Annotated in this window: 19 protein-coding genes; 12 read left to right on the top strand and 7 right to left on the bottom strand. The window is 61.8% G+C overall.

What is annotated here, in order from left to right:
- Window positions 1–90: 90 nt before the first annotated feature.
- The 4 genes from ABD059_RS08420 to ABD059_RS08405 form a co-directional block, all read right to left on the bottom strand.
- A complete protein-coding gene (locus ABD059_RS08420; RefSeq protein WP_343878962.1) occupies window positions 91–969 on the bottom strand; it encodes an aldehyde dehydrogenase family protein in 879 nt (292 codons plus the stop codon).
- Window positions 966–2,465: an aldehyde dehydrogenase family protein gene (locus ABD059_RS08415; protein WP_343878960.1), complete on the bottom strand. Its 1,500-nt coding sequence runs from the start codon at window positions 2,463–2,465 to the stop codon at window positions 966–968. Before ABD059_RS08415 ends, ABD059_RS08420 begins: the two co-directional genes overlap by 4 nt.
- A 10-nt stretch (window positions 2,466–2,475) precedes the next feature.
- A complete protein-coding gene (gene deoC, locus ABD059_RS08410; protein WP_343878958.1) occupies window positions 2,476–3,495 on the bottom strand; it encodes a deoxyribose-phosphate aldolase in 1,020 nt (339 codons plus the stop codon).
- A 263-nt stretch (window positions 3,496–3,758) separates the two neighbouring features.
- Window positions 3,759–7,397 (bottom strand): PKD domain-containing protein, encoded by a 3,639-nt coding sequence (locus ABD059_RS08405; RefSeq protein ID WP_343878956.1) that lies wholly within the window; start codon window positions 7,395–7,397, stop codon window positions 3,759–3,761.
- Between the two features lie 326 nt (window positions 7,398–7,723).
- Between ABD059_RS08405 and ABD059_RS08400 the strand changes: the two genes are divergently transcribed.
- The 5 genes from ABD059_RS08400 to ABD059_RS08380 are packed head-to-tail and all read left to right on the top strand — an operon-like array spanning window position 7,724 to window position 13,015.
- Window positions 7,724–9,127 (top strand): hypothetical protein, encoded by a 1,404-nt coding sequence (locus tag ABD059_RS08400; protein ID WP_343878954.1) that lies wholly within the window; start codon window positions 7,724–7,726, stop codon window positions 9,125–9,127.
- On the top strand, window positions 9,124–10,386 hold the full coding sequence (locus ABD059_RS08395) for a hypothetical protein (RefSeq protein ID WP_343878952.1): 1,263 nt from the start codon (window positions 9,124–9,126) through the stop codon (window positions 10,384–10,386). The genes ABD059_RS08400 and ABD059_RS08395 overlap by 4 nt, the downstream gene beginning before the upstream one ends.
- Complete coding sequence (locus tag ABD059_RS08390; RefSeq protein ID WP_343878950.1) at window positions 10,383–11,240, top strand: sulfotransferase; 858 nt, start codon at window positions 10,383–10,385, stop codon at window positions 11,238–11,240. Before ABD059_RS08395 ends, ABD059_RS08390 begins: the two co-directional genes overlap by 4 nt.
- Complete coding sequence (locus ABD059_RS08385) at window positions 11,237–12,073, top strand: GumC domain-containing protein (protein ID WP_343878948.1); 837 nt, start codon at window positions 11,237–11,239, stop codon at window positions 12,071–12,073. The genes ABD059_RS08390 and ABD059_RS08385 overlap by 4 nt, the downstream gene beginning before the upstream one ends.
- Before the next feature lie 6 nt (window positions 12,074–12,079).
- Complete coding sequence (locus ABD059_RS08380; RefSeq protein WP_343878946.1) at window positions 12,080–13,015, top strand: glycosyltransferase family 2 protein; 936 nt, start codon at window positions 12,080–12,082, stop codon at window positions 13,013–13,015.
- Here the strand turns inward: ABD059_RS08380 and ABD059_RS08375 are convergent.
- Window positions 13,012–14,028: a sulfotransferase gene (locus ABD059_RS08375; RefSeq protein ID WP_343878944.1), complete on the bottom strand. Its 1,017-nt coding sequence runs from the start codon at window positions 14,026–14,028 to the stop codon at window positions 13,012–13,014. The two genes, ABD059_RS08380 and ABD059_RS08375, sit on opposite strands and share 4 nt — an antisense overlap.
- A gap of 221 nt (window positions 14,029–14,249) precedes the next feature.
- On the opposite strand from ABD059_RS08375, the gene ABD059_RS08370 reads away from it, so the two are divergent.
- From ABD059_RS08370 to cysC, 7 genes are all read left to right on the top strand, one after another.
- Complete coding sequence (locus ABD059_RS08370) at window positions 14,250–15,842, top strand: hypothetical protein (RefSeq protein ID WP_343878943.1); 1,593 nt, start codon at window positions 14,250–14,252, stop codon at window positions 15,840–15,842.
- Between the two features lie 6 nt (window positions 15,843–15,848).
- The gene (locus tag ABD059_RS08365; protein WP_343878942.1) at window positions 15,849–17,417 is read left to right on the top strand and encodes an oligosaccharide flippase family protein; all 1,569 of its coding nucleotides are present in this window, start codon (window positions 15,849–15,851) and stop codon (window positions 17,415–17,417) included.
- Between the two features lie 123 nt (window positions 17,418–17,540).
- Entirely contained in the window at window positions 17,541–19,226 is a 1,686-nt protein-coding gene (locus ABD059_RS08360; protein ID WP_343878941.1) for a CBM96 family carbohydrate-binding protein, read from the top strand.
- Window positions 19,227–19,339: 113 nt separating this feature from the next.
- On the top strand, window positions 19,340–20,368 hold the full coding sequence (locus ABD059_RS08355; protein WP_343878940.1) for a glycoside hydrolase family 26 protein: 1,029 nt from the start codon (window positions 19,340–19,342) through the stop codon (window positions 20,366–20,368).
- Between the two features lie 128 nt (window positions 20,369–20,496).
- A complete protein-coding gene (locus ABD059_RS08350) occupies window positions 20,497–21,228 on the top strand; it encodes a hypothetical protein (protein ID WP_343878939.1) in 732 nt (243 codons plus the stop codon).
- Between the two features lie 102 nt (window positions 21,229–21,330).
- On the top strand, window positions 21,331–22,338 hold the full coding sequence (locus ABD059_RS08345; RefSeq protein WP_343878938.1) for a sulfite exporter TauE/SafE family protein: 1,008 nt from the start codon (window positions 21,331–21,333) through the stop codon (window positions 22,336–22,338).
- On the top strand, window positions 22,335–23,615 hold the full coding sequence (gene cysC, locus ABD059_RS08340) for an adenylyl-sulfate kinase (protein ID WP_343878937.1): 1,281 nt from the start codon (window positions 22,335–22,337) through the stop codon (window positions 23,613–23,615). The genes ABD059_RS08345 and cysC overlap by 4 nt, the downstream gene beginning before the upstream one ends.
- Before the next feature lie 105 nt (window positions 23,616–23,720).
- Here the strand turns inward: cysC and cysN are convergent, their stop codons facing one another.
- Together cysN and cysD are read right to left on the bottom strand one after the other, a co-directional pair.
- Complete coding sequence (cysN, locus tag ABD059_RS08335) at window positions 23,721–24,971, bottom strand: sulfate adenylyltransferase subunit CysN (RefSeq protein ID WP_343878936.1); 1,251 nt, start codon at window positions 24,969–24,971, stop codon at window positions 23,721–23,723.
- Window positions 24,971–25,891: a sulfate adenylyltransferase subunit CysD gene (gene cysD / locus ABD059_RS08330; protein WP_343878935.1), complete on the bottom strand. Its 921-nt coding sequence runs from the start codon at window positions 25,889–25,891 to the stop codon at window positions 24,971–24,973. Before cysD ends, cysN begins: the two co-directional genes overlap by 1 nt.
- Between the last annotated feature and the right edge of the window lie 10 nt (window positions 25,892–25,901).

Genomic DNA, 25,901 nt, shown 5'->3' with positions numbered 1-25,901 from the left:
GGCGGACCCGCAGACGAGTGGTTGAGCAACCACTCCCCTGCGGGTCCGCCACTTTTTTGCGCGGTAGGACCGTTAGACGCGGTAGGACCGTTAGAGCAGACCCTTGGTGTGCCAGACGGTCTTCGTCTCGGTGAAGAACGTGATCCGGTCGATCGAGGGGGCGCCGGCGTCGGGGCCGGTCTCGGGCGGCAGCACCCGTTTGAGCGTTTCCGCGGCGGCGATCTGCAGGTCCACCCAGTCCAGGTCCTCGGCCCCGAGCAGGTCCAGGGCGTTGACGTCGGCGTGGGAGGCCAGCCAGGGAGCGATCTCGGCGGGGGAACCGCTGAGGATGTTCACCACACCCGCGGGTACATCCGACGTGGCGAGGACTTCCCCGAGGCTCAGGGCCGCCAGTGGTGCGCGCTCGTTGCCGAGCACCACCACCGTGTTCCCGCTGACCAGCACCGGCGCGACGGCACGAACAAACCCGAGCAGCGAGCCGGGCCCCTGCGGGGCGATGACCGCGACGACACCGGTGGGCTCCGGGGTGGACAGGTTGAAGTACGGGCCCGAGACCGGGTTCGCGTTCCCTGCCACCTGCACGTATTTGTCGGCCCAGCCGGCGTACCAGACCCACAGGTCAATGGCCTCGTCGACCTGCGCTGCAGCCGCAGCGTCGGAAACCCCTTCGGATGCGGCAATCTCGTCGGCGAACTGTGCCCGGCGCCCGTCGAGGACCTCGGCAATGCGGTACAGCACCTGCCCGCGGTTATACCCGGAGGTCCCGGCCCAGCCGCTGACGGCTGCGCGGGCGGCGGTGACGGCGTCGCGCGCGTCCTTGCGTGAGCCCTTGGCCGCATTGACGGTGTTCAACAGGGGTCCACCCTTCCTGGTTGCTACCTCATAGACGCGTCCGGATTCGCTGCGGACGAACTTTCCGCCGATGTAAAGCTTGTAGGTCTTCGGAACGCCTAGCCGTGCAGCGCTCATTTGGAGCCTCCCAGGGGGGTCTTGTTCATGATGGCTGAGACCACCGAGGACTTGGGCGCCGCAGCGGGGGCCAGATAAGCGCCGAGTCCGTGGCGGCCGCCTTCCCTGCCGTACCCGGATTCCTTGTAACCACCGAACGGTGACGCGGGATCGAACTTGTTGAACGTGTTCGCCCAGACCACCCCGGCGCGCAGCTTGTCGGCGACGGCGAGAACCCGGCTGCCCTTGTCCGACCAGATCCCTGCCGAGAGACCGTAGGGGGTGTTGTTGGCTTTCGCGATCGCTTCGGCGGGAGTGCGGAAGGTCAGCACCGACAGTACCGGCCCGAAGATCTCGTCCCGGGCAATACGGTGGCTGGTGGACACGTTGGTGAAGATGGTGGGCGGGAACCAGAAACCCTGCTGCGGCAGGTTACTCGCCGGGCTCCAGCGGGTGGCGCCCTCCTGCTCCCCAATGTCGGAGAGCTCGCGCATCCGGCCGAGCTGGGACGCCGAGTTGATCGCACCAATGTCGGTGTTCTTGTCCAGGGGGTCACCGACGCGCAGCGTCGACAATCGCTCCTTGAGCCGGTCCACGACTTCGTCGTGGATTGACTCCTGCACCAGCAGGCGGGATCCGGCGCAGCAGACCTGCCCCTGGTTGAAGAAGATCCCGTTGACGATGCCCTCGATGGCCTGGTCAATGGGGGCGTCGTCGAACACGATGTTCGCGCCCTTGCCACCGAGCTCGAGGGTGAGCTTCTTGCTGGTCCCGGCCGTTGACCGGGCAATGGACCGTCCGACGGCGGTGGAGCCGGTAAAGGCGACCTTGTTGACGTCCGGGTGGTTGACCAGTGCTGAGCCGGTGGCCCCGGCGCCGGTGACAATGTTCACCACACCGGCTGGCAGGTCGGCCTGCTGCAGGATTTCGGCGAACAGCATCGCGGTCAGGGAGGTGGTCTCGGCGGGCTTGAGCACCACCGTGTTACCCGCGGCCAGGGCGGGGGCGATCTTCCACGCCAGCATCAGCAGCGGGAAGTTCCACGGAATCACCTGGGCTGCGACGCCCAGTGACCGGGGGTTCGGGCCCAGTCCGGCGTGGTCGAGCTTGTCAGCCCAGCCGGCGTAGTAGAAGAACCACGCGGCGACCAGGGGGACGTCGACGTCGCGGCTTTCCTTGATCGGTTTGCCGTTGTCGAGGGTTTCCGCGACGGCCAGTTCACGGGAGCGTTCCTGCACCAACCGGGCGATCCGGAACAGGTACTTGCCCCGATCCGTGCCGGAGAGCTTCGACCAGGTCTTTTCGTAAGCCCGGCGGGCGGCGGCGACGGCGGTGTCGACGTCGGCCTCGCTGGCGCACGAAATGGTGGTGATGGTCTGCTCGGTGGCAGGGGAAATGGTGGTGAAGGATTCGCCGTTGCCGGGGACGAACTCACCGTTGATGAACAGGCCGTACTCGGTTTTGAGGTCCAGAATAGAGGTGGACTCCGGGGCCGGTGCGTATTCGAGGAATGTCATGAGTGGATCCTTAGTCGATCGTGACGTAGGCAGGGCCGGAGTAGCTGCCGCTGGTGAGCTTCTGACGCTGCAGGAGCACGTCATTGAGGAGGCTTGAAGCGCCGAAGCGGAACAGGTCCGGCTGAAGCCAGTCCTCCCCCACCGTTTCGGCGACGGTGACCAGGTACTTGATGGCGTCCTTGGACGTGCGGATGCCGCCGGCCGGCTTCACCCCGATCTTCTCGCCGGTGAGCCGGTGCCAGTCGCGGACCACTTCAAGCATCGACAGGGTGACCGGGAGGGTCGCAGCGGGGGCTACCTTGCCGGTGGAGGTCTTGATGAAGTCGCCGCCAGCCAGGATGGACAACCATGAGGCACGCCGGATGTTGTCGTACGTGTTGAGCTCCCCGGTTTCCAGGATCACCTTCAGGTGCGCGTAGGAACCATCGGCGCGGCGGCAGGCCTCCTTCACCGCAACGATCTCGTCGAACACCAGACCATACCGGCCCGCCAAAAACGCGCCACGGTCAATGACCATGTCAATCTCGTCCGCACCCGCCGCAACAGCGTCGGCGGTATCGGAGAGCTTCACCGACCGCGACGCCCGCCCGGAGGGGAAGGCCGTGGCGACCGCTGCGACATTGATGCGGCCCGGGGCGTCGGCGTCGTGGGCTCTGCCCAGCGCCTCGACCGCGTATGGCACCATATCGCCATACACACACACCGCGGCCACCCGCGGGGTGGACAGGTCACCGGCGTCGGGCACCAACGCCTTCGCGACAAGCGACCTGACCTTCCCCGGAGTGTCCGACCCCTCAAGGGTGGTCAGGTCGATCAGGGAGATGATCGTGTCCAGGGCCCACGCCTTCGACGTCGTCTTGATCGACCGGGTCCCCAGGGACGCCGCGCGGGCTTCCAGGCCCACCGCGTCGACACCAGCGATCCCCCCCAGATAGCGCTTGAGGCTCTTCTCGGTCAGGTCCCCGCCGATCACTTCCAGTGCCCGTGACGCAGGCGCTATGGCGGTGCTCCCGGTGGCAGTAGTTTCCATCGTTGAGTGTTCTCCGTACTTCGGTTCGGTGCCACGGCGGGACGGTTCCCACAGCCGGGCAACAGGGCCGCGGCGACGCTGCTGAACGGCTGGTTTCCGCAGGCTGTGGGACAGGAGGTCATACCCGTATGGTCGCGTCCGACTTTACCACCGCCCTGCCTCAAGCGACGGGCTGTTCCCCGTTAGCGAAGACGACGACGGGTCCCTTCCGGATTGGTGACCGGAAGGGACCCGTCGTTCTCGCTACTGCGCGGGGCCGTCAGCTAGGGGGTACCCGGCTTGATGACGACGGTTCCCATCACGGCATTACCCGTGGCACTGTTCGCGGTTGCGGTCAAACCACCCGCGGTGGGTCCGCTGACCGGTCCGTTGCTGTCGGCGGCAAGCCAGCTCATATGCCCGGCTCCCGTTCCGGCCCCGGTCTGTCGTGCAGTCACTCCACCCGGAGCAGCCCAACTGGTGGTCGCAGCAGTTTTGTCAGCCCAGTAGGACAACACCCAATCGCCAGCCGCAGCAGGCAGCGTCGGGGTGGTGTGCTGTGCACGGCTGACGGTCTCCGTCTCCATGTCAAAGGAGGCCGCGGCAATCTGCGCCCCGCGGTAGACCGTAACCACCAGGGTCCCCCGGCCATACGCTGCCGTGCGCACCGATACCGTAGCTCCCACATCGGAGGCCGTCGCCACCCTGCCATACATGACCGACCGCATCGAGGTGGTGGCACCCTCCGCCGACACGTCCCAGCCCGTGGGGTGCGTCAGTCCCACGGTCCCGGAATTCGTCGAGAACATCGCCACCAACACGTCGCCGGCCTGCACTTGCGCTGGCAACACCACACTATGGGTCAGGACCGAGCCGGTATTCGTGCTCGCAGTCGACGCCACAAACGTGACGGGTGTTGTCGGATCCGTCCCACCACTGACATCAATGGTGCGTGTAACCGTGCCCGTAGCGCCTGCGTTATCCGTCACGGTCAACGTCACGTCATAACTGCCCGCCTCAGGAAAAGTACGCGTAACAATTTCCCCCTCGGCCGCAGGCCCACCCTCAAAAGCCCACACATGGCTAGTGACTTCGCCGTCGGGGTCCGACGAATCGGACCCGTCGAACGTACACGTCAACTCCACACAATCGTCAGTGAAGGTCGCCGTCGGCTCCTCATTCACCGGTGGAGCGGCAGTGACAGTCACCTCCTGCGTGGTCGAGGATGTGGCACCGTCATCGTCAGTGACCGTGAGGGTCACCTCATAGGTTCCAGCCGATGCAAACTCCCGGGTGAAGACTGCTGCCGTCCCGGATCCACCGTCGCTGCTGGTCCAGGCGTACGAGCCGATGGTCCCGTCGGAATCGGTCGATCCCGCGCCATCGAACGAGCACTCAAGGCCGTCACATGTCTGGGTGAAGCTGGCCGACGGCGGCTCGTTGACCGGCGGAGGAGCCGTTCCTGGCTTGGCGATCAGAGACTTCGCCGTCCAGTTGGCGCCATCGAGGGCTGGACCGCTCACGGCGGTGGACGTTCCGGAAACGGTTCCGTCACCCACCGACTCCGTCCAGTCCAGAGCATTCAGATTGCCGTCCGCGGAGGCCCAATACAACGTGTCGTCGGCCAGGAACATGCCCCGCACATTGCTCCAGGTCGCGCCGCCCGTCGGGCCGGCGATAGTGAACCGCTGGGCACCGACAATCCCACTGTCAAGCTCAAAATGCCTCATAAACAGACTGGTTTGGCCTGCCAACGTGAAATAGATGCGGCCATTGGAGTAGAACAGCCCTGTCATCGACTGCATCTCACTCGCGAAGTTCGCCAGTCCGTTCAGATTGATGACTGTGGGTCCGCCAATCTGTGATCCGTTAAAGGATCGTTGATGCAGTTCCCCGTTGGCCATTGCGAGATACATGGATCCAGCTGCGACGAACCCGCCGCGCACGCTGTCCCACGGAACAGCACCCGTCACATTCGGGCTGGCCTCCGCACCCTCACTACCGGTGAAATACACCTGGCTTAGCTGGTCTGTCTGGCCGGGATCCGGGGCAGGCGCATCAAGATCGAAAATCTCGACTGCATTGACCAACGAATTTTCAACAACATGAAGGAATTCGATGTCTACCGTGCCGTCGCTGGTGATATCCCGCGTCAGCATGGTTCCCGTATCGTGACCCACGCTGGCGTTGATGTCATAGTTCTCGAAGGCCATCTGATCGTCGACCGTCATCGAGAACACCCGTGAGCCACTGGCCTGAGTGCAGCTGCAGCGGTCCGCGAGGTAGATTCTCACCTGGACGTCCTTCCCGGCGGTTACGGGGAACGACCATTTCATCTCGGGTGCGCTTGCTGGGTCCCAGCGCTCGGTTGAAAACACCGACAAGGGAGTACTGGCAGGCACGGCCCCAGTAATCTGCGGCACAGCGGGGTAAGCCGCAGCGTTGCCCGTATTGCGATACGTGCTGCCCGGCGGGGCAGCATCACCGACCCAGTCCGGCCCCGCGTCAATGGACGGGATCGTATCGCCGCCTGCATTGACCCGGTAAAGATACCGCGGATCCACCGAGCTACTGGGTGTCCCACTTTGCAGTACATCGACCGGTAGCGCGGGTGCCGAAGCCGCTGGTATCGCGGTTCCTCCGGCCAACGGGAACAACGCGATTCTCGCTCGATATAGGAAGCGGGCAATGCGATCGGTGTCCGAGCCCACCCACAATCCTTGAGACGTTGCAAGCAGGTCGAAGACGCCACGGCCGCGGTCCCGCCCTGGGTCCCATTGCATGGGAAGACCACTGAGTGCACTGAGCGCGCCAATGCCCTCCCGCTCGACGGCGCCCTGCCCTGCAGCGTCACCGCGGAACGGGTTGTTCATCCACCGATGGTGTCCACCGAAGTAGACAGTCTCCCCGGTGGCTTCCAGGGCGTACACGCTATCTCCACCGGAATAGTCCACCCAGATTGGGTTGACGGCTGCCCCCCGGTCAGCTATTTCCCACCTCGACACGGTGTCGCACAGAGTTGGAGGGCCGCTGCCGTAGCCGCCCATGGAACCGAGCACGAAATAGGATCCGTCGGGGGAGATATCCAGATCGTTCAGGTAGTAGGCGAAGACAGAGAAGCAGTTGGGCTTCCACCTGTTGGTTTGCCAATCTGCCACCGTGGCCGTTGGCGTGGAGAGATCGATCATTCCCACCTGCACGCGGTCCAGCCCGTCCATGGACGTGAAATTGCCGGTGACCACCATGGTTTGGCCATCCGGAGTGACATCGAACTTGTGCACGAAGGTGGTCCCACCAAGGTGGGTCCCCGCGAAGACAATATTGGTGTTGGCGCGGAGCGCGCCCGACACAGGATCCAGTTCGGCGAGCGCCGCCCGAGCCTGTCCCCTGACGGCGGTAAATTCTCCGCCGATGAAGAGTCGGTTACCGGAGAGTTTCATGTCGTGGACGACTGCGTTGATATTCCCCGCGTTGAACGCGGTAACTCTGGCACCGTTGCTGAGAGCGAGTCGCACCACCTTCGGGGTGCTGGCGCCGTTGAGAGTTCCAAACTGTCCACCGATGTAAACGGACTGTCCATCCGCCGCGGCGACCACGCTTCGCACAGTGCTGTTGAACTGGGGCGCAAAGCCGGTGCTGATCTGACCGTTGTTCTTATTGAACGCAACCACTCCGTTGCGGGTCAATACTGGTCCGCCGGCACTGGCCTGGACCTGGGTGAACGATCCCCCGAGAACGATTGTGTCGCCGACCTCGGCGATAGAGAACACAATCCCGTCAAGCACATGGGGGGTGTAGTTGACGGGGGTTGAACGGACCACCGATGACAGGGTCTGTTCGGATGCGGTTGCTGCCCCGGGAATCGCGACACCGAAGCTTGCAACCATCAGCAGCCCGAGAAGGATCGAAATGAATCTTCGCACTGACATTCCTCTTCCAGTTTTGGCTTGCGCCAGAGCGGAATTGCCGTACTCCCACTGTGCGGCAACCTGAGACCGGACGAGGCCTCGGATGCATCATTATGTGATCAAAGATTAATAGAAAGGAATACTCGGATTGCCTTGCCGCTACTGGTCTTTCGGCCGCGGTTACTCAGTTTTCGCGGAGCATTGCCCGCAGCGACCCAGCGAACGGTCCATGGTCCGGTTTGACGGACTAAACAGCAGTCGTCAGACCCTCCCCAAATCCGGATGATCACACTATGATTTCGATCACTGAGAGTCGATCAACTGAAAACTAGAGGCACATCTTGGATCTGGGGACAAGAGAGCAGCGTCCGGCGCGTTTAGGCGCACGGGCGGGATCCCACCTGTTCCCCTCGCTTGGATCATCCTGGCCACTCGTCGTGTTTCTGGCCGGTTTCCCGTTCTGGTGGCTGCTCGGGTTTGGCGTCCTTGGGTTCCTTCTCCTCGCGGTTCCCCTCGGCTACCAGCTGCTACGCCGGCGGGCGTTCGACGTTCCACCGGGATTCGGCGTCTGGCTCCTGTTTCTTGCCGTCGTCGTGCTCGGCTTTTTTGTGCTGTGGGAACCTGTCCCCGGCCTACTCCCTGAATCCGGCCCCGGACGTATCCTGCCCTGGGCCTATCGCGTCGCGTGGTTCATCGCCGTCACCATCGTTTTGCTGTTCATTGGCAACAGCACGGAGAAGGAACTCCCGACCAGGCGGGTCATCCTCCTCATGGCGTGGATGTTCGTGATCACGGTTGTCGGCGGGTACGCCGGGCAGTTCCTGTCCCGGATCGACTTTCCGTCGCTGCTGGAGGTAGCGCTTCCTGAATCTCTGGCATCCAACACCTTCCTCAACAACCTCATTCATCCTGGCCTGGCCCAGATCCAGAGTATTTTGGGATACGAGACACCGCGACCGAAGGCTCCGTTCGAATACGCCAACTCCTGGGGCGCCAACTTCGGGATGTTCCTCCCGTTCTTTTTCCTGTCGTACCGCTATACAAAGAACGCCTTCCAACGGGTTCTTTTTGTGATCATTCTGGTCGCGGCCATTCCGCCGGCAATCTTCACGTTGAACCGAGGGTTGTGGTTGGCCCTCCTGATCACCGCGGGGTTCGCAAGTATTCACCTCGCAGTGAAGGGCAGATGGCTGGCCATGATCAGCTTCGGTGTCGCGGGAACCGTTGGGTATCTGGTGCTCCTTCTGACCCCGTTGGCGGACCTCATCCTTGCGCGACTGGATAATCCACACAGCGATGCGGGACGGTCCAACCTGGCAGACACGGTGCTGGAGGTGGCGATCACCTATTCGCCGATCATTGGGTTCGGAGCGCCTCGTTCCCGGCAGAGTAATTTTTACTCGGTTGCCGGGGGCGCCACCGCGGAATGCCACCAGTGTGCGCCCCCGCAGCTGGGCACTCAGGGGACCCTCTGGTACCTGATTTTCGCTACCGGATTCCTAGGCTTGGTGCTCTTCCTGTACTTCGTGGTCCGGCGCTCGCTTCCCGCGCTCGTCAGTTCAGATCCGACAGCCTCGGTGCTGTTCTACCCTGTGCTGTTCTTCATCTGTGTCATGCCCTTCTACGACACCATCGCTTCCCCACTCATGACGCTGATGATATGCCTCGGTTTACTGTGGCGCTTTGAACAACAGCGGGAGGATGCAGGTAGTCCTCACCCGCCGCCGAAGGAGTCCATCGCATGAGAATTACTACCCGAAGCCAGCAGTTGGCAGACCTGCTCTCCACCGTTGAAATCCTGCATCCCGAGGCTTCGGTCGAAACAGGCCTGGTGACAGGCAGGGACGTCCAGTTCCGGCTGGTACCAAACGCACGCCGCCCTCGCATGCTAGTACCGGCTGGTTCGCCCCGCGCTGCTGCCAGTGCAGTGGACCGGCCCAGCGCCAATGACACGGTGTGGCGCTCGGCGCCGCGCCGGATGCTATCGGGCCTGTTGTCCACCAGGCTCGGCTCAGCGGCCATGCCGTTCGGGGTATCAGTGCACGCTGCACCCGATAGCATCAGCGACTATCTGCAGGAAGTGCTCGGGGAACCAGTCCTGATCTCGCTGATGGTCGGCTCAGCGCGCGCGAACCGCAAGCCCATCCTTAACATCCATCGACCCGATGGAACGGAGATTGGGTTTGCGAAGGTCGGTTTGAGCGCCTTGACCAACCAGCTGGTCCATCATGAAGGGACGGTCCTGAAGTTCCTGGCGGCAGGGCGACCCACCGCGTTCAGCGCGCCCAGGGTGCTGCACCATGGGGCCTGGCGGGACCATGAGGTGCTGATCATGTCCTCGCTGCGACCGGATAGGCCCCAGCGGAAGCCCCAGCCCCCCTTGGCGGCCGCGGCGCAGATCGCTGCCGTGTCCGGCGTTCAGATCATCCCCATTGGGTCCAGCCCCTGGGTGGCCCGGCTCTCGTCGGTGATCGAGCCGTTCAGGAACACTGATGATGGGCTGCTGACGGAAATGCTTGACCGTTATCTCGACTTGTATGGCGATGTCGAGCTCCCCTTTGGGGCCTGGCACGGGGATTTCGGAGCCTGGAATCTCGCGCGTACCTCGACTGTGCCGATGATCTGGGACTGGGAACGATTCAGCGCCGACATCCCCGTTGGCTGTGACATCGTGCACTATTTAGCCCATCAGGTATTGCGCCGCCGCGGTGACACAGCTGCAGCCAGGGCAGCGTTGGATGACCTCAGCCGGCCGGCGCTCAGCGCCGTGCTGCGCTGTGAACCAGCCACGGTCCGCTACGCGGATGATCCCCTGCTCCTGAGGGCCATCACTATGGGTTATCTGTTGACCATTGCAGCGCGGTTCACCGCGGACAGCCATACCGAGCAGGGACAGCCGGTGCAATCCCTGGCACGTTGGCACCAGAGGGTGCTCGCGGACCAGCTGCAAGTCGGCGAATACTCGGCCTTGCTCCGGAGCCCCGAAAGGAAGAAGCCATCATGACGCTGAAAAACTACCTCCGGGAGTCGGCCCGTGACTACGCACGGTCCGCTGCCACGTCGGCTGGACAGCTCGGCGCAGATTTCAGGATGCGCCCTTCATTCCTGATCGCAGGAGCCCAGCGGTGCGCAACCACGAGCGTGTTCCGGATGCTGGCGGAGCACCCACAGGTCCAGCCTCCCTTGCTCAACAAGGGTATTCACTACTTCGACACTGCCGACAGGTTTCAGCGGGGCACCAAGTTTTATGCCGCCCATTTTCCGTTCAAACGGCCGCGGATGGCCGACCGCCTGATCACCGGTGAGGCGAGCCCGTATTACATGTTCCATCCGCTGGCGGCAACCCGCATAGCTGCCGAACTGGGACCGGTGAAGGTGATCATTCTCCTGCGGGACCCGGTGGAACGCGCCTTCTCCGCCTATAAGCAAGAACGGGGGCGCGGGTTCGAGGACCTGAGCTTCGAGGAGGCCCTGAAGCGGGAACCGCAGCGACTGGCAGGTGAGGAAGAACGCATCATTGCCGACCCTACCTACCAGTCGTTTTCCCATCAGCACCACGCCTATGTGGCGCGGGGCTGCTACGCCGGGCAACTGGAACGGATGTTCGCGGCCGTCGGGCGGGAACAGGTGCTGGTCCTGGACGCTGATGCTTTCCTATCCGCGGGACTATCGCAATGGCCCCTCCTCCTCCGGCATCTCAACATTGGCGACTGGTGGCCCGAGATGCCGGTCCATACCAATTCACGGCCGAGCACCCCGATGCCGGAGCAGACCCGGCGATGGCTGGCAGAGCAGTTCGCCGAGGAGGATAAACGGCTCGTCCGGTTGCTCGGATACGTTCCGAGCTGGCAACAATGACTCCTCTTCGGAGCTGGCCTCCCCCCTCCAGACGCAAAATTGTGCTGTACATCTCGGTACTGGCAACATCGCTGATCATCGGGCTGCTGGTATTTTTCGGTAACGAGCCGCGCTATACCGCGCGCACCGACGTGGTGGTCCTAGCGGTGTCCGACCTCGCTGGCGAAGCTTCCCGACCCGCAGACGTGTCGATCGACTCGGCAGTCCAGGTGCTCCTCTCCGACCGGGTGCTGGGAGAGACGGCCCGCTCACTGTCCTACCCCGGCCGCTCCAGTGGACTACTGAACGATATGACGATTTCGCCACTCATCAACTCACGCATCCTGCGGATCTACGTTTCGTCATTACAGCCCGATGAGGCCCACCAGGCCGCCAACGCGCTCGCTGAACAATTCCTGGCGGCCCGGCGCTCCTCCCTACTGGCCGCCGACAATACCCGGGCCGACTCGATCCGGGCCCAGATCGAGTCAGTGGATCTCAGCCTCGATCAGCTCAGCACCAGTGTGGTGCTCACCGACGACAACGCCGCCGAATCAACGGCAGCACTGACTGCCGAACGGGTGGCGCTTCAAACAGAACTCACCGCTCTTTCGATTAAGGAATTGGAGCCCGGATACATTTCCCATATCGATCCCATTCCCACGGATAGCGGCCGCGCAGGATTGCCGGTCCACACCGCATCCGCGGTTGCCGTCGGCCTAATCGTCGCGGCCCTCCTCAACGCGGCCCTCGATCGCTGGCTACCGATTGGTCGGCGTGCCCACCGTTCGGTATCGAACCCACTCCGCAAATCGCTCCCCCCAAGATCACCAACGCTCCGACAGATCGGCTAGTTTGTTATGCATAGCATCGCCAGCAGCGCGAACAGCGCGGTAGACGTCATCATCGCCACACGAGATCGGCACGAGCTGCTCCTGCAGACCATTGACAGCATCCTGGGACAGGACTACCCGGGTATGGTGCGCATCACGGTGGTGTATGACCGCAGCACCGAACGTGCTGACCTGGCACGGACCTCCACCTCCCGTCCAATCCGGGTCATGAGCAACAGGCGTACCCCCGGACTACCCGGATCCCGGAATACCGGGCTGTTGGCAGCGACGGCGCCTCTCGTTGCGTTCTGTGACGACGACGACCTGTGGCGTGGTGACAAGCTGCAACGCCAGATCAGCGCCCTGCGTGATCAGGACGCCACCGGCTGCGTCAGCGGGATTGACGTCCATTACGGCGAGAGGTGCAGTACGCGCATCCCGGCGGTCGTAAGCGTCACCGAGGACGGGCTTTCCGGCAGTCGTCTGACGGGCGCTCATCCGTCCACCTTCCTCTTCCAGCGAGAGCATCTGCTGGCCAACGTCGGGCTTGTCGATGAGGAGCTACCCTACGGCTACGGCGAGGACTATGACCTCCTCCTCCGGGCAGCGCAGCAGGGCCGGATAGCGGTTTTGCCAGAGGTCACGGTGGACGTCCTCTGGCACCCCAAGGGCTCCTATTTCTCCCAACAGTGGCAGGCCATGTCGGACGGAGTCGGCTACCTGATGAACAAGCATCCGTCGATCAGGGCGAATCGGCGCGGGGCGGCATGGATGGAGGGTCAGCGGGCGTTCGCACTGGCCGCGTTAGGCAACCAGCGTGCTGCTGCCCGCCGGATGGCCGCCACCTCGCTGTCCCACAGCGTACTTGAGCCACGAGCCTATTTGGCCCTCGCAATGACCCTCAACCTGGTCAAACCCGAGACCATTCTGAGGACCCTGAATGCCCGTGGCCGTGGCATCTAGATGCGCTTAGATTTCTCCTGGGGACGCTGGTGGCTCTGCTGCAGACGGTAGGCGAACCGTAGCGGCAGACTGATCAGCCCTGCAAGACGCCGGTCACGCAACGGCATCTGCTCCTGCCAGACCGAGTCTTTGCGGATTTCCAGTCGCCCGGTCCGGAATCGCATGGGATTCCCGGCCACTGTGTGATGCTTCGATAAGGTGACGGCGTCGTCTTGGATGTGCGATGTGTCTGTGGCATCAACACCGGCAAAGGACAGGATCTCATCAACGACCCGGCGGGGATGAGCCATGAAGTCTTCATAGTGAACTGTCTTCACGGGTACCCGCAACAGCGTCAGGGCATGGAACAGCAATCCATAGGCTGCCCAGTTGGCGACGGCCGCAGCAGTGGAATACCGTGGCATGTAGGCGTCCGACGAACCGGCTTCGGGGCGCTTGACGACCTTCGCCCAGGAATAGGCCACCCCTCGTGGGTCCCTCACCACCAGCACACACTTCAACTGCACGGAAGCCCGGCGCAGGAGGTAGGCGTAGGCCGGGTGTTTGCTGGAGTCGACGATGAGCTGTGCGGCGCCAACCTTCCGGGCCGCCCGATACAAGGCGTCGAGCCGGTCGAGTAGTCTCTGCCGCTGCCTCCTTCGGGTAGGAAAGGTAAGGCCGGTGACCAATTCAGGAAGGTACCGGTTTCGGACCACCGCGGTCCGGTCCTCCACGGCAAGGGAAGAATCAAGGCTTTCCCATCCCCCATAGGCATACTCGCCCACCCCGGTCCAGAACGGACAGTCGGAGAATGGCAGTGAGCAGCCACACAGTTCATCGTCGCGGAGCCCGCGTTCCCACAGGTGCAGAACCTCCCCCAGCCCAACCACTCCCGGGCATTCGGCCAGACAGCGCTCCAGCAGGGTGGACCCGCTGCGACCAAAACCGCCCAGCATCAGCACCGCCGGTGGCTGCTCCGAGGCATCCAGGTCCTTACCACGCGACCCCTCCGGGATCCATTCCCTGTTCATCATGACGAGCCACTACCCCCATCCTCGCGGCGCACGCCGCGACCTTTCGTGTTTATTCAGTATGTTCGGCATTGTCAAGAGGAAATCGTCGGCCCATTGTCAAGGGGGTCGAATGGCCCCGTTTTTTATTGCCCGTCTTCCGGACTAATTGCAGCATTCCTATGTCAGACTGGTGCAACAGTCACGCTCTGGTCTTTCGGCACGAGAACTTGTGGGGAATTACTATGTTGGATCAGTCATCCGCTCGCCCTGCCTTCTTCAGCCGATCGATGAGGCGGCACTGGCGCGTGCTCGCCTCGGTGATCGTCATCGGCCTGCTGGCGGCCGCCAGCTATGTGGGCATCAACACCGCGCAGTACTCATCCACCAGCACTGTGTTCCTTGAGCCTTTAGCAGGCAATCCGTATTCCCCTGCAACTCCATCGTCTCGCCCCGAGCAATTGGCTGCGCTGACCACTGAAGCTGGCTTGGTCTACACCGATGCTGTTGTGGATCTGGCGACGGGCATCGGGACGACCCTCGGGTTTGACCTCGGAAGCACAATTCGGGACAAAGTCGTCACTCAGGTGCCGTCAAATTCTCAGGTGGTTCAGATTACCTATACCGAAAACTCCCCGGAGCTGGCTCAGGCTGGATCGCAGGCTTTAGCAGAGGCGTACCTGCAGTATCGAAGGGAACGTGCGACCCGCGTGGTCGAAGCGCAATCCGAGCTCAGCGATCAGCAGCTGGAATCGATTTCCGCGCTCCTTAACCAGGCGTCTGAAGCACTCAATGCTGCCATAGCTGCGGGGAACGCCGGCGAGGCTGAAGCACTCGATTTGGAACAGCAGGTCATTTTGTACGCAAACCAGCTTGCCCAGGTGCGGCTGGATCAAACGGATGCGGCCACCACCTCAATCAGACCGGGAGACATCATCAGCCCAGCGCCTCTTCCGCCGGTTCGCGATGGTGTGCATCCCCTGCTGATTGGTGCTGGCATCCTGGCTATGGCAGTGCTCCTCGGCATCGCGCTCACACTCATTCGCGAACGCACCGACAAGAGGATCCACGACCGCGACGACCTGTCAGCCGCGGGCGTTTCACCCTTTCTGGGAGCTGTCAGCCGGGGAAGCGGTCCAGCTGATGAGAGTGCACGCGAAAACTACCATCGCCTCACCAACAGCCTGCACCAGTTCATTTCCCTGCCGGACGGCGCTCTCATGGTTGCAGGCGTTTCCGGCATGACCCCGGCTTGGGAAGTGGCGGCCGGGATTGCCGACACCTTGGCCGAGGCGGGCGCTCCGGTCACGCTGGTGCTGGCAACAGCTGAAGCCCCTCACGACCTGGATTCCTCGGCGCCAGGCTTCACCGACCTGCTGTCCGGGCGCTGCCAGCCCACTGAGGCGCGCCGGATTGGAGTCCGGGTGAGTGAGAATGTCACGATACTGGGTCCTGGTACTCAGGTGGAACGGCTAGAGTCCCTGGTCTGGGATCCTTCTCTGGAGACAGTCTTCAGAGATTTGTGCAGTACCGGGTTAGTGCTCGTCGTTGGGCCGTCGGTGAACACTGCCCTCGGCGGGGTCCTGGCCCGGGAGTCCGCAGCAATCCTGCTGGTGGTGGAGGAAGACAGATCTACCCTGGCCGAGGTGCTTGTCGCGAGGGAAACGCTCGACCAGGACCGCACCACGATTGTCGGAGGTGTACTCCTCACCCGCGAACGGGGGAAGCACCGATCCTCAGTCAACGGGTCCATCTTCAACCTCTGGGGGCACAAGTCCGACACCCCACCTCACCCGGAACAGACCGAAGCTGCCGCCCAGCACTCGTCACACACCTGAGGGTCCATGAGGATCCGAAGGCTTTCCCCAGCCGCAGCCGCCCGCTCCAACGGGCAGACTGCCATCGCCACCATCGCACGGTCGGGCAGCGCTAACCTGCTGGGCGCTGGCCTGTCCGCGCTAGCGAATTTCACCCTGGTGGTGCTGGTCTCCCGGATGTGGAGTCTGGAGATCGCCGGGTCCTTATTCGCGGTGACCTCCATCTTCCTGATCGCCCTGGCCTTGTCCCAGCTGGGAGTTGACCAGGGCCTGGTCCGGTTCATCGCCTGGAATAGCGCGCGGGGCGAGGGCGGAAGCAACCGCCAGCTGGTATCGCGAGGCCTGAAAGTAGCACTAGCGGTGAGCTTCGTTGTCATGGTTGCCGGGTTGTTCCTTGCAGAGGCCTTGAGCCGCCTTCTGGCAGGGGAAAGCGGGGCAACAACAACCCACCAAATGATCATGGTCTTCGCCATCGCCCTGCCAGTAGCGGCCGCTTATGAGCTGATATTGGCTATTACTCGCGGGCTGGCTCGGATGCGGCCCACGATTTTGATCGAACGGATCTTACGGCCGCTCCTGCAACTGGCGGCAGTGGCTTATGCCGGCTGGATGAACGCCGACGCTGGCTACCTGGCACTCGCCTGGGTTGCCCCGTATGGGGTAGGCCTGCTCTGTGCGGTGGGCAGTCTGAGGTTCATTGTGCGTGCTACCCCAGGACTACTGGACCGCGGAAGCTCGGTTCACAGTAAAGCAAACATCTCGGAGTTCTGGGCCTTTACCGTGCCACGGGGTGTGGCCCGGCTGGCTCAGGTGGGACTGCAACGCGCTGATATTGCCATCGTAGTGGTGCTGGCCGGACCGGCCGCTGGTGCGCTGTATACGGCTGTGACGCGGTTCCTCGTCCTTGGGCAACTTGCCGGCAGCGCTCTGCAGCAGGTTAGTGAACCTCAGTTGGCGCGCCTACTGGCCGTCAAGGACGTCGACGGCGTCAAACAGGTGGCTCGCCGGCTAACCCTCTGGACTGTCCTGCTCACCTGGCCCCTCTATCTGATCATCGCTGTTTACGCTGAGTTCTTTTTGCGCCTCCTCTTCGGCCCTCCCTACGGCGCGGGCAGCCTCAGCCTCCAGATCCTCGCAGTGGCGATGCTGTTCGCAACGGCAATGGGACCGCTAGACGTCCTGTTGCTAATGGCGGGGCGCAGCAGCCTTTCCCTGATCAATACGACCACTGCACTCGCCGTGGACGTTGCCGGATGTCTCCTGCTGGTCCCGACGATGGGTATCACGGGGGCAGCGATTGCGTGGGCCGCAGCAATCATCACCAAAAACGTCCTGTGCTTTGTCCAGGTCCGCCGCTCGCTAGGCATAGTTCCGGCATCGCAGGAGCTGCTCTGGGTGGCCGTTACCTTGGTAGCGTTTTTCGGTGCCGTACCCGGGCTGGTCCACCATCTCGCGTCGGTGCCCCCAGCGGTCGAAATCACCGTATTGGCCGTCCCTGCAGCGGCCTACATCATTTTCCTGTGGCTTCGGAGACGGGTTATTTTGGTGGGGCCAGCTCCAAGAACCGCCAGCGGACCAGAGCACAACCAGCCGTAACATCGGCTGCCAGTTTCAGCCAGTGGGTAAACTTTGTTACGGTTTTGTAACCATCACCTACGATCTTATGGTGCTTCGACTTGCTAGCTGGGGACAGGTAAGCAGCCGAAATGGAGTAAACCCATGACAAAAGTTAGTCATTCACTGCGGCCAAAATATGGCATAGCCGCCACTCATCCCGCACCACATCACCATCTCAGGATTTGGACTGCCTCGGGTGGGGTTGTCGCCCTTGCGGCCACCCTCCTCGCAACGGGCACAAGTGCCCAGGCTGCCACTTCGGCAACCAGTACGGCCGACGCCTACACCGTGTCCACGATGCCAAACGAAAACCGCGGTAACTCGACCAAAATTGCGGTTGGTGTGGACGTGCAGGATCAAAAAACAGGCTACATCCGGTTCAGCCAGCTAGCTGACGCCTCCGAAACAGGTCTGCACCTTGAACTCTCCATCACCGGTGGGGATGCCGGGGACCTACGTGTTCATCAGGTTGAATCTGACTGGACCGAACAGAGCATCACTGCCACCAACGAACCGACTCTGGGTTCCCTCGTCGGAAGTCTTGAGGTGGCGGGAGGTGCCCAGACCGTCAGCATTCCCCTGACCGGCGTTCAACCGGCCGGCGACGGTACCGTGTCATTTGCGCTGACCCGCGACGGCGACGGCATCAGCCGGATCGCTTCGAGGGAAAGCAACGCCGAGCTGACACCGAAAGTCGTCCACACTCCCGACGCCGGATCGCCGTCCCCCGCGCCGACCCCTGCACCATCCCCTGCACCATCCCCTGCGCCCTCTCCGACCCCCGTCCCGGCGCCAGTCCCTGAGCCCGCCCCGAACCCCGGGGCGGAGGAGTGCAGCGTGTCCGCCATCCTGGTTCCCAGCTGCGGTAGCTGGTTTGGGGCAAGCGCGAACCCGCTGGCTGGAGAAAGCTGGGATACCGCCCTCGTCAACTTCGAGAAGACCGCTGGGCGCACCATGGATATCGCCCACTACTATAAGCGTGGTCAAAGCGCCCTCTTCCCTAACGAGGTCGAACTGAACCGTCAGGACGAGGCTGGAAAGAATCGCATCCTGTTCTACAACTGGAAGCCGACCGATCTGACCTGGCGGCAGGTCGCTGACGGAGCCGCGGACGGCTACCTGCGTGACCTCGCCGCCCACATGAAGCAGAACGCTGATAAGCCCTTCTACCTGTCGCTCAACGCCGAGATGGAAGACGAGGTGGACCTGGCCTCGGGATCCGGTCAGACACCGGCCGATTTCCGCAACTTCTTCCGCCACGTCGTGCAGGAACTGCGAGGCAACGGGGTGGACAATGCGGTCACGGTCATGAACTACACCGGGATAGAGAAATGGGGGGAAATGCCCTGGTTCGAGGACCTTTACCCCGGAAACGACGTCGTTGACTGGATCGCCCAAGACCCGTATGCGTTCGGGAAACCCCCAGTCTGGTTGACCGACTTCGAAGGCATGGTGAATCGCACCGACGGTGGCTGGCCAGGATTCTACAACTGGGCCGCAACGAACTACCCCGACAAGCCACAAATGCTCGCGGAGTGGGGGGTAGACGAGGATCCTGCGTACCCGAATTACAAACGGGACTTCTTCGACACCGCCGCTGACCAACTCGCGCAGCACCCGAAGATCAAGGCCGTCGTGTACTGGGACTCCACGGGCATCGACACGTCAGGGAATCCATTGATTGTTGGCGACACGCGAGTCGACTCTGCCACGGCCAGCCTTGACTCGTTCAGGAACTTCGTCGCCAGCGACTTCCTCACTGCGCCGCGGAAGAGCTACCTCGACTAGGAGGACCAGCGCTCCCGCGTAGGTGGCCACCGGACATATTTCGGTGGCCACCCTGCTGCATTAACCTGAGTTGCTGGTTAGGATCGAACTCTCAGCCATGAGAGCGAGGGAAAATGAGGCATCCAGGTCCGCTCGTGATGCTTGGTCTGATTCTCTCGGTCCTGGTCACCTCCTGCAGTGCGCCTCCCAAACCGTCAGCCGGGTGCGATGTATTTTTTGGGGTAGCCCCCAATCCCCATGGAGGGGAGAACTGGGACACCGCCTTGACCAGTTTTGAACAGCGGGTGGGCAGGTCGGTGGACATCGTTCACTACTACAAGCGTGGTCAGGATGCGCTGTTCCCGACTGAGTCCGAGTTGAACCGGCAGGACGAGCCCGGTAACGAACGGATACTGTTTTTCAACTGGAAACCCGATTCCCTTACCTGGCGGGAAGTGGCGGACGGCGCGGCCGACCCTTATCTTGCTGAACTTGGCGACCATCTGCGGCGCGAAGCGGGCCAACCCTTTTTCCTTTCCCTCAACGCGGAGATGGAAGACGAAGTCGATGAAAACGAGGAGTCGGGCCAGACCGCCGCCGATTTTCGCGACTTCTTTCGCCACACCGTCGAGGTTCTCTCGCGGTCAAACCCCGACACGATCGTCACGGTAATGAACTACACAGGGACCCAAAAGTGGGCAGAAAAGCCTTGGTTTGAGGAGCTCTATCCGGGCGACGACGTCGTTGACTGGATTGCCCAGGATCCCTATGCTTTCGATCTGGCTACGACGCCGGACCTCTTCCAGCTCGCCAACCAGACCAGCGGTGGATCCTGGCCAGGGTTCTATCAGTGGGCTGCCGCGCATTATCCCGACAAGCCTCAGATGCTGGCAGAGTGGGGAGTAGATGAAAAGCCCCGTGGGCCTCACTCCAAGGCAAGTTTCTTCAACTCGGCTGAGGAGAAGCTTTCCCGGCTACCCAAGCTACGCGCACTTGTGTACTGGGACCACCCCGGGGTCACCGCGGAGGGTGTGGAACTGGGCGTGGGAAACACTGGTATCCGATCATCCCCAGAGGCACTCTCAGCTTTCCGCGATTTCGTCAATAGTCCCGCCCTGACCTCGGAACGAAACTGTCAGCTCACCCCCTCTCTGTCCCGCTAGCTCAGCGAATTCTGGGTGGCAGCGGCCACCCGAAAGATCATGCTGTCTCTTAATGCGCAATTGGGCTAGGATCAGCGCATCTGCCTGCTTGGAGTACTTCTCATCGACCGATCATCCGGGAGAATACGATGAACCGTTCCGCTCACCTCCTCACCATCGCACTCGCCCTAACCCTGACAGGCTGCACGGGCGCCACCAGCATGGACCCCGACAGTCTGCCCACCCAGACCGGATCATCGATCCCGACCGCCACCGGCACACCCGCAGCGTCCCCCAGCGAGGAAAGCACCTCCGCGCCGGAGGCCACCGATAGCGTTGAGGGCACCGATAGCGTTGTGGGCACCGAGGATAATAGCTCCGCTACACCTCAGCCCGAGCCCTCCGACCCCGGCACGGTACCGGAAAGGGACCTCAATGATCACGGGAACTTGCCAGGAACGGTTGGAGAAGCGAGTGTCTTCGACGACGGTTCTGGGACCACCTTCGCTGACATGAAGGCTGAGGAAATACAGGTCGACTTCCAGTGCACTGGTGACTCGCCCCAGGAGAGTATCAATGGTCAGTTCGTGGCACTCCACTTTTCCGTAGCCGCGCACCCTGAGTTGGTGGATTCTGGCTGGCCGTATTTTGCTATGTCAGCGCGTGAATTCAAGGCGTGGGATGCGGACGGGCAACCGGTCGATGATCCGGTGGGCAACAGTGCCGGCTGTGTAGCTCCCGATGATCTCCTTCCCAGTCCGATCGAACCGGAAACCGACGCTGAGGGTCTTATTGTGCTTGACGTGCCAGCAGGTAGCGGATCCGCGGGATTCGTCATTGGAGGGTTCGAAGGATCATACGGCTGGGAATGGTCCTGGTAGCCCGACGAATTTAGTCACTGGCGAAATCCTATGAATTCCAGGGCCTCTCGCGACGTTTCCTAAAAAACCTGCGGTGCACCCCTATTCTCACCATTGTTATCTATGACACAATCTTCAATTATGGACCTAACCATGGTTGCCGCCGCATTCGGCGTGGGGATTGTTGTCGGATTGACAGGCATGGGTGGGGGCGCTCTCATGACCCCAATTCTTGTGCTTTTTTTCAACGTTCCGCCGCTCACTGCTGTTTCCAGCGATTTGGTGGCAAGTGCCGTAATGAAACCGGTTGGATCAGCCGTTCATCTACGTCGGGGCACCGTTAACCATCAATTGGTTAAATGGTTAGCCATTGGCTCAATTCCGTCTGCATTTTGTGGGGTCTTGATATTGAAGGCCCTTGGAGACGACCAAAGCGTTCAGGCTGGCATCAAGTTGGCGCTCGGAATCGCCCTAATGATCACGGCGGTGCTGCTCGTGGTCCGGGCTTACATGCGATTGGTGGAACGGGCCCGGACCCGCAGTGGCTCGGGACCGCTACAGCCGCAGGGTCGGCCTGAGGTCGTGCCGAAGGTCCTTCAGACACTTCTGCTAGGGGTGGGAGGGGGCCTCATTGTGGGCATGACCTCCGTTGGTTCCGGGTCGATCGTCATTATTGGACTCATGATGATCTACCCCGGGTTGAAAGCCAGCCAACTGGTGGGAACTGACCTTTTACAGGCTGTTCCCATGGTGGCCGCCGCAGCGTTGGGACACATGCTCTTCGGCTCGTTGGACTTCGGGATCACGTTGCCTCTGATAGTCGGTAGCATCCCCGGCGTGTATCTCGGCGCCCAGATGTCCTCCCGCCTCAGCGGAGGACTTGTGCGGCGTGCGTTAGCGTTCGTCCTGCTCGCCTCGGCGCTGAAGATGCTTGGGGTGGATAATCTCACCACGGGCACGATCCTCCTCGTGGCACTACTTGTTGCTCCCGTGCTGTGGATGTTCCTGCGGCGGCGTTACGGTTTCCCCGCGTTGGCCTGGACCGAGAAGCGGCAGCGCGCAGAGTCCCGCAGACTCGCTGAGACCGCAACCGGCAGCAATACCGGACAGGGAGGGCAGGAATCGCCATGAGTGTTAGGAATACCCTCCTCACCGAGCCTGCCCTGGCGTTGGAAGGGGCGAAGCTTGACGAGCTTGAGCTCCTCCTCGGAGGACTCTATGCGCCGGCCAACGGGTATTGCCTCCCTGAGCAGCGACCGCCTGGGTGGCCTGCGGAATTCACGCTGGGGGTCCCAGTCGCTCTGGCCCGGGAAGCACTGCATCGCAACGCGATGCTGTTGACTGACCCGGACGGCACCCCCCTGGTGCGGCTCATGATTACAGCCTTCAGGGAAGAGCCGGGGATTGTTCATCTTGCTGGCGACCTCGTCCGGCTGCAACCCGCCGAGCATCCGCCAGCCCGGCACCTTCGCCTCACCGAACCACTCCCCCGGCCAGCCGGTGGTAGACCGCAGCAGATTGTGGCCGCAGTATTCACCACCGACCCGTCCGCCGAAGACATGGCACGTGCAGTATCAAACGCCCGCGATATTAACGCTCTTCTAGTGCTGTTGGCGATCATCGACAGCAGTCAGACCGGGAGTCGAGCTGGCCAGGATCTGATCGCCGGGCTGCTCCGCTGCGCAGGCCATGTGACTGGTGCTACGGTGCGCCTTCTGGTACTCCCGGGTGCACCTCCGAGCCACGAAGCCGGGCAGCGGGACCTTCGTCATCACGTCCTGCAGCAGATCGATGCGGACCTGGTTCTTGACTTCGCAGCAGGGGACACGGGGCCCACCCAGCATACGGACTCCGGCGCCCTCCGGCAGCGCGGCCTGGTCGTCTTGTTCACCGGCTTTTCCGGGTCCGGAAAGTCGACAGTGGCACGCGAACTAGTCGAACGCCTCCGGAGCACTGACGATCGTCCCGTGACCCTGCTGGATGGGGACTCGGTCCGCAGAATGTTGTCCTCTGGGCTGGGTTTTTCCCGGGTTGACCGGGAGCTGAACGTGCGGCGCATCGGGTGGGTGGCCGCCCAGATCGCTGGTGCAGGCGGTATTGCTGTCTGCGCCCCGATTGCCCCCTATGATTCAACCCGCCAGGAGGTCCGGCAGCTGGCCGAAGCCGTCGGCGGCTTTCTCCTGGTGCATGTGAGCACGCCGATGGACATCTGTGAACAGCGGGACCGCAAGGGTCTCTACGCCAAAGCTCGGGCGGGACTCATCCCCGAGTTCACGGGAATCGATTCACCGTACGAAGTGCCTCAGGAACCTGACTGCGCGGTGGACACCTCCGTGACCGGCGTGAGCGACGCCGTCGACCTGGTGCTGGCTGCCATTCAGCGCCACAGCGGACACGATTCAATGTAGCGAGTCATCGCGCCGATCTGGCTGACAGCCAGTCGGCAACACCAGTCCCGGGGAGACCTCTCTGGAACTCTCCCCGGTGCTGGCGTCTGATGACTGTCTCCTGGACTAGTCGGCGCCCACAATCATCCCGGCGCCCACTGTGTGGTTGCTGAACTCGTCAATGAGGACAAATCCGCCCGTCTGACGGTTGCGCCGGTATTCGTCGGCGAGCAGCGGTGAAGTGGTGCGAAGGCGTACCCTGCCGATCTCATTCAGCGACAACGAACTCACCCCTGGGTTGCGGTGCAGTGTGTTGATGTTCAGCTCGTACTGCAGGTCTTTCACCAAAGCACGTGCACTGCGGGTGGTGTGTTTGATCGCGAGCTTCTGTCCCACCTGCAGTGGTTTGTCGCTCATCCAGCAGACCATCGCATCAATATCCTGGGATACGGTCGGCTGATTGTGTGCCCGACAGATCATGTCCCCCCGGGAAATATCCATGTCATCCTCCAGCCGTATCACCACCGACATGGGGGCATAGGCTTCCGTGAGCGGCCCATCGGCAGTCTCAATGGATGCTATGCGCGACGGCAGCCCGCTGGGTAACACCACGACGTCGTCTCCCGGCCGCATCACACCACCAGCCACCTGCCCTGCATACCCCCGGTAGTCGTGGTGGCGCTTCTGGTGGGGGCGAATGACATATTGCACGGGGAAGCGCACATCCACCAGATTACGGTCGCTGGCAATATGAACGTTCTCCAGGTGATGCATCAGGGACGGACCCTCGTACCACGGCATATTCTCCGACCGAGTCACCACGTTGTCACCTTTGAGCGCGGAAACAGGAATCACGGCCAGGTCGGTAATTTCGAGTTTCGCGGCGAACTCAACGAACTCAGCATGGATTGCGTCGTAGACGTCCTCCGACCAGTCCACCAAGTCCATTTTGTTGATCGCCAGCACCAGGTGCGGCACCCTGAGGAGCGAGACCAGAAAAGCATGCCGCCGGCTCTGTTCAACAAGTCCCTTGCGCGCGTCCACCAGCACCACCGCCACGTCAGCGGTCGAGGCGCCAGTGACCATGTTGCGGGTGTACTGAAGATGCCCAGGGGTGTCCGCGATGATAAATTTGCGCTTCGGTGTCGCAAAATACCGGTAGGCAACGTCAATGGTAATGCCCTGTTCCCGTTCAGCTCGCAGCCCATCAGTCAGCAAGGCGAGATCTGTGTACTCATCTCCGCGATCCCGGCTGGTCCGCTCAATGGACTCCAACTGGTCGTTGAAAATGGATTTTGAATCGTAGAGCAACCGGCCGATCAGGGTGCTCTTGCCATCATCGACCGACCCGGCTGTTGCAAAGCGTAAGAGATCCATCAGAAATACCCTTCCTTCTTGCGGTCTTCCATAGCCGCTTCGCTTACCTGGTCGTCACCGCGCGTTGCTCCGCGTTCGGTGATCCGTGTCGCCGCTACCTCGGCGATGATCTGATCCACTGTTGTTGCCTCTGACCTGACCGCCGCTGTCAGGCTGGCATCGCCGACTGTCCGGTAGCGTACGGTCTCGGTGAAGACCTTCTCGTTTGGCTGGGGCCGGCAGAAACGATGCACGCCGAAGAGCATCCCGTTCCGCTCGAAAACCTCACGCGGATGGGCGTAGTAGATGGACGGCACCTTGATCCGCTCATGACAGATGTAGCTCCAGATATCGAGCTCAGTCCAGTTCGAAATGGGGAACACCCTGATGCTCTCGCCCAGGTGCACTTTGGTGTTGTACAGGTTCCACAGCTCCGGGCGCTGATTTTTCGGATCCCACTGACCAAACTCGTCGCGGAAGGAGAAGACGCGCTCTTTTGCCCGGGCCTTCTCCTCATCCCGACGGGCTCCACCCATCAGAGCGTTGAAGCCGTTTTTCTCTGCCGTTTCCAGCAAGACCGGGGTCTGGATCCGATTCCTCGACCCGTTCGGTTCCTCCTGTACCAGACCCCGATCAATCGCTTCCTGCACCGACCCCACCACTAATTGAACACCGATTCGATTAACCATTTCGTCCCGGAACTGCAACACCTCATCAAAGTTATGACCGGTATCGATATGAACCACCGGGAACGGCAATGGGGCCGGAGTAAAAGCCTTGACCGCAAGATGCAACATGACAATCGAATCTTTTCCACCAGAGAAAAGAAGTGCGGGCTTTTCTAGTTCCGCAGCCACTTCCCGGATTATATAGATTGCCTCGGATTCCAATGCCTTTAATTGCGTAAGATTATACCGAGGAGCTTCTTTGTTCTGGATCATATTGCACATC

The sequence above is a fragment of the Arthrobacter flavus genome, from assembly GCF_039526005.1.
In the GTDB taxonomy this organism is placed as follows: Bacteria; Actinomycetota; Actinomycetes; order Actinomycetales; family Micrococcaceae; genus Arthrobacter_D; species Arthrobacter_D flavus.
This window is presented reverse-complemented; position numbering and strand designations above follow the sequence as displayed.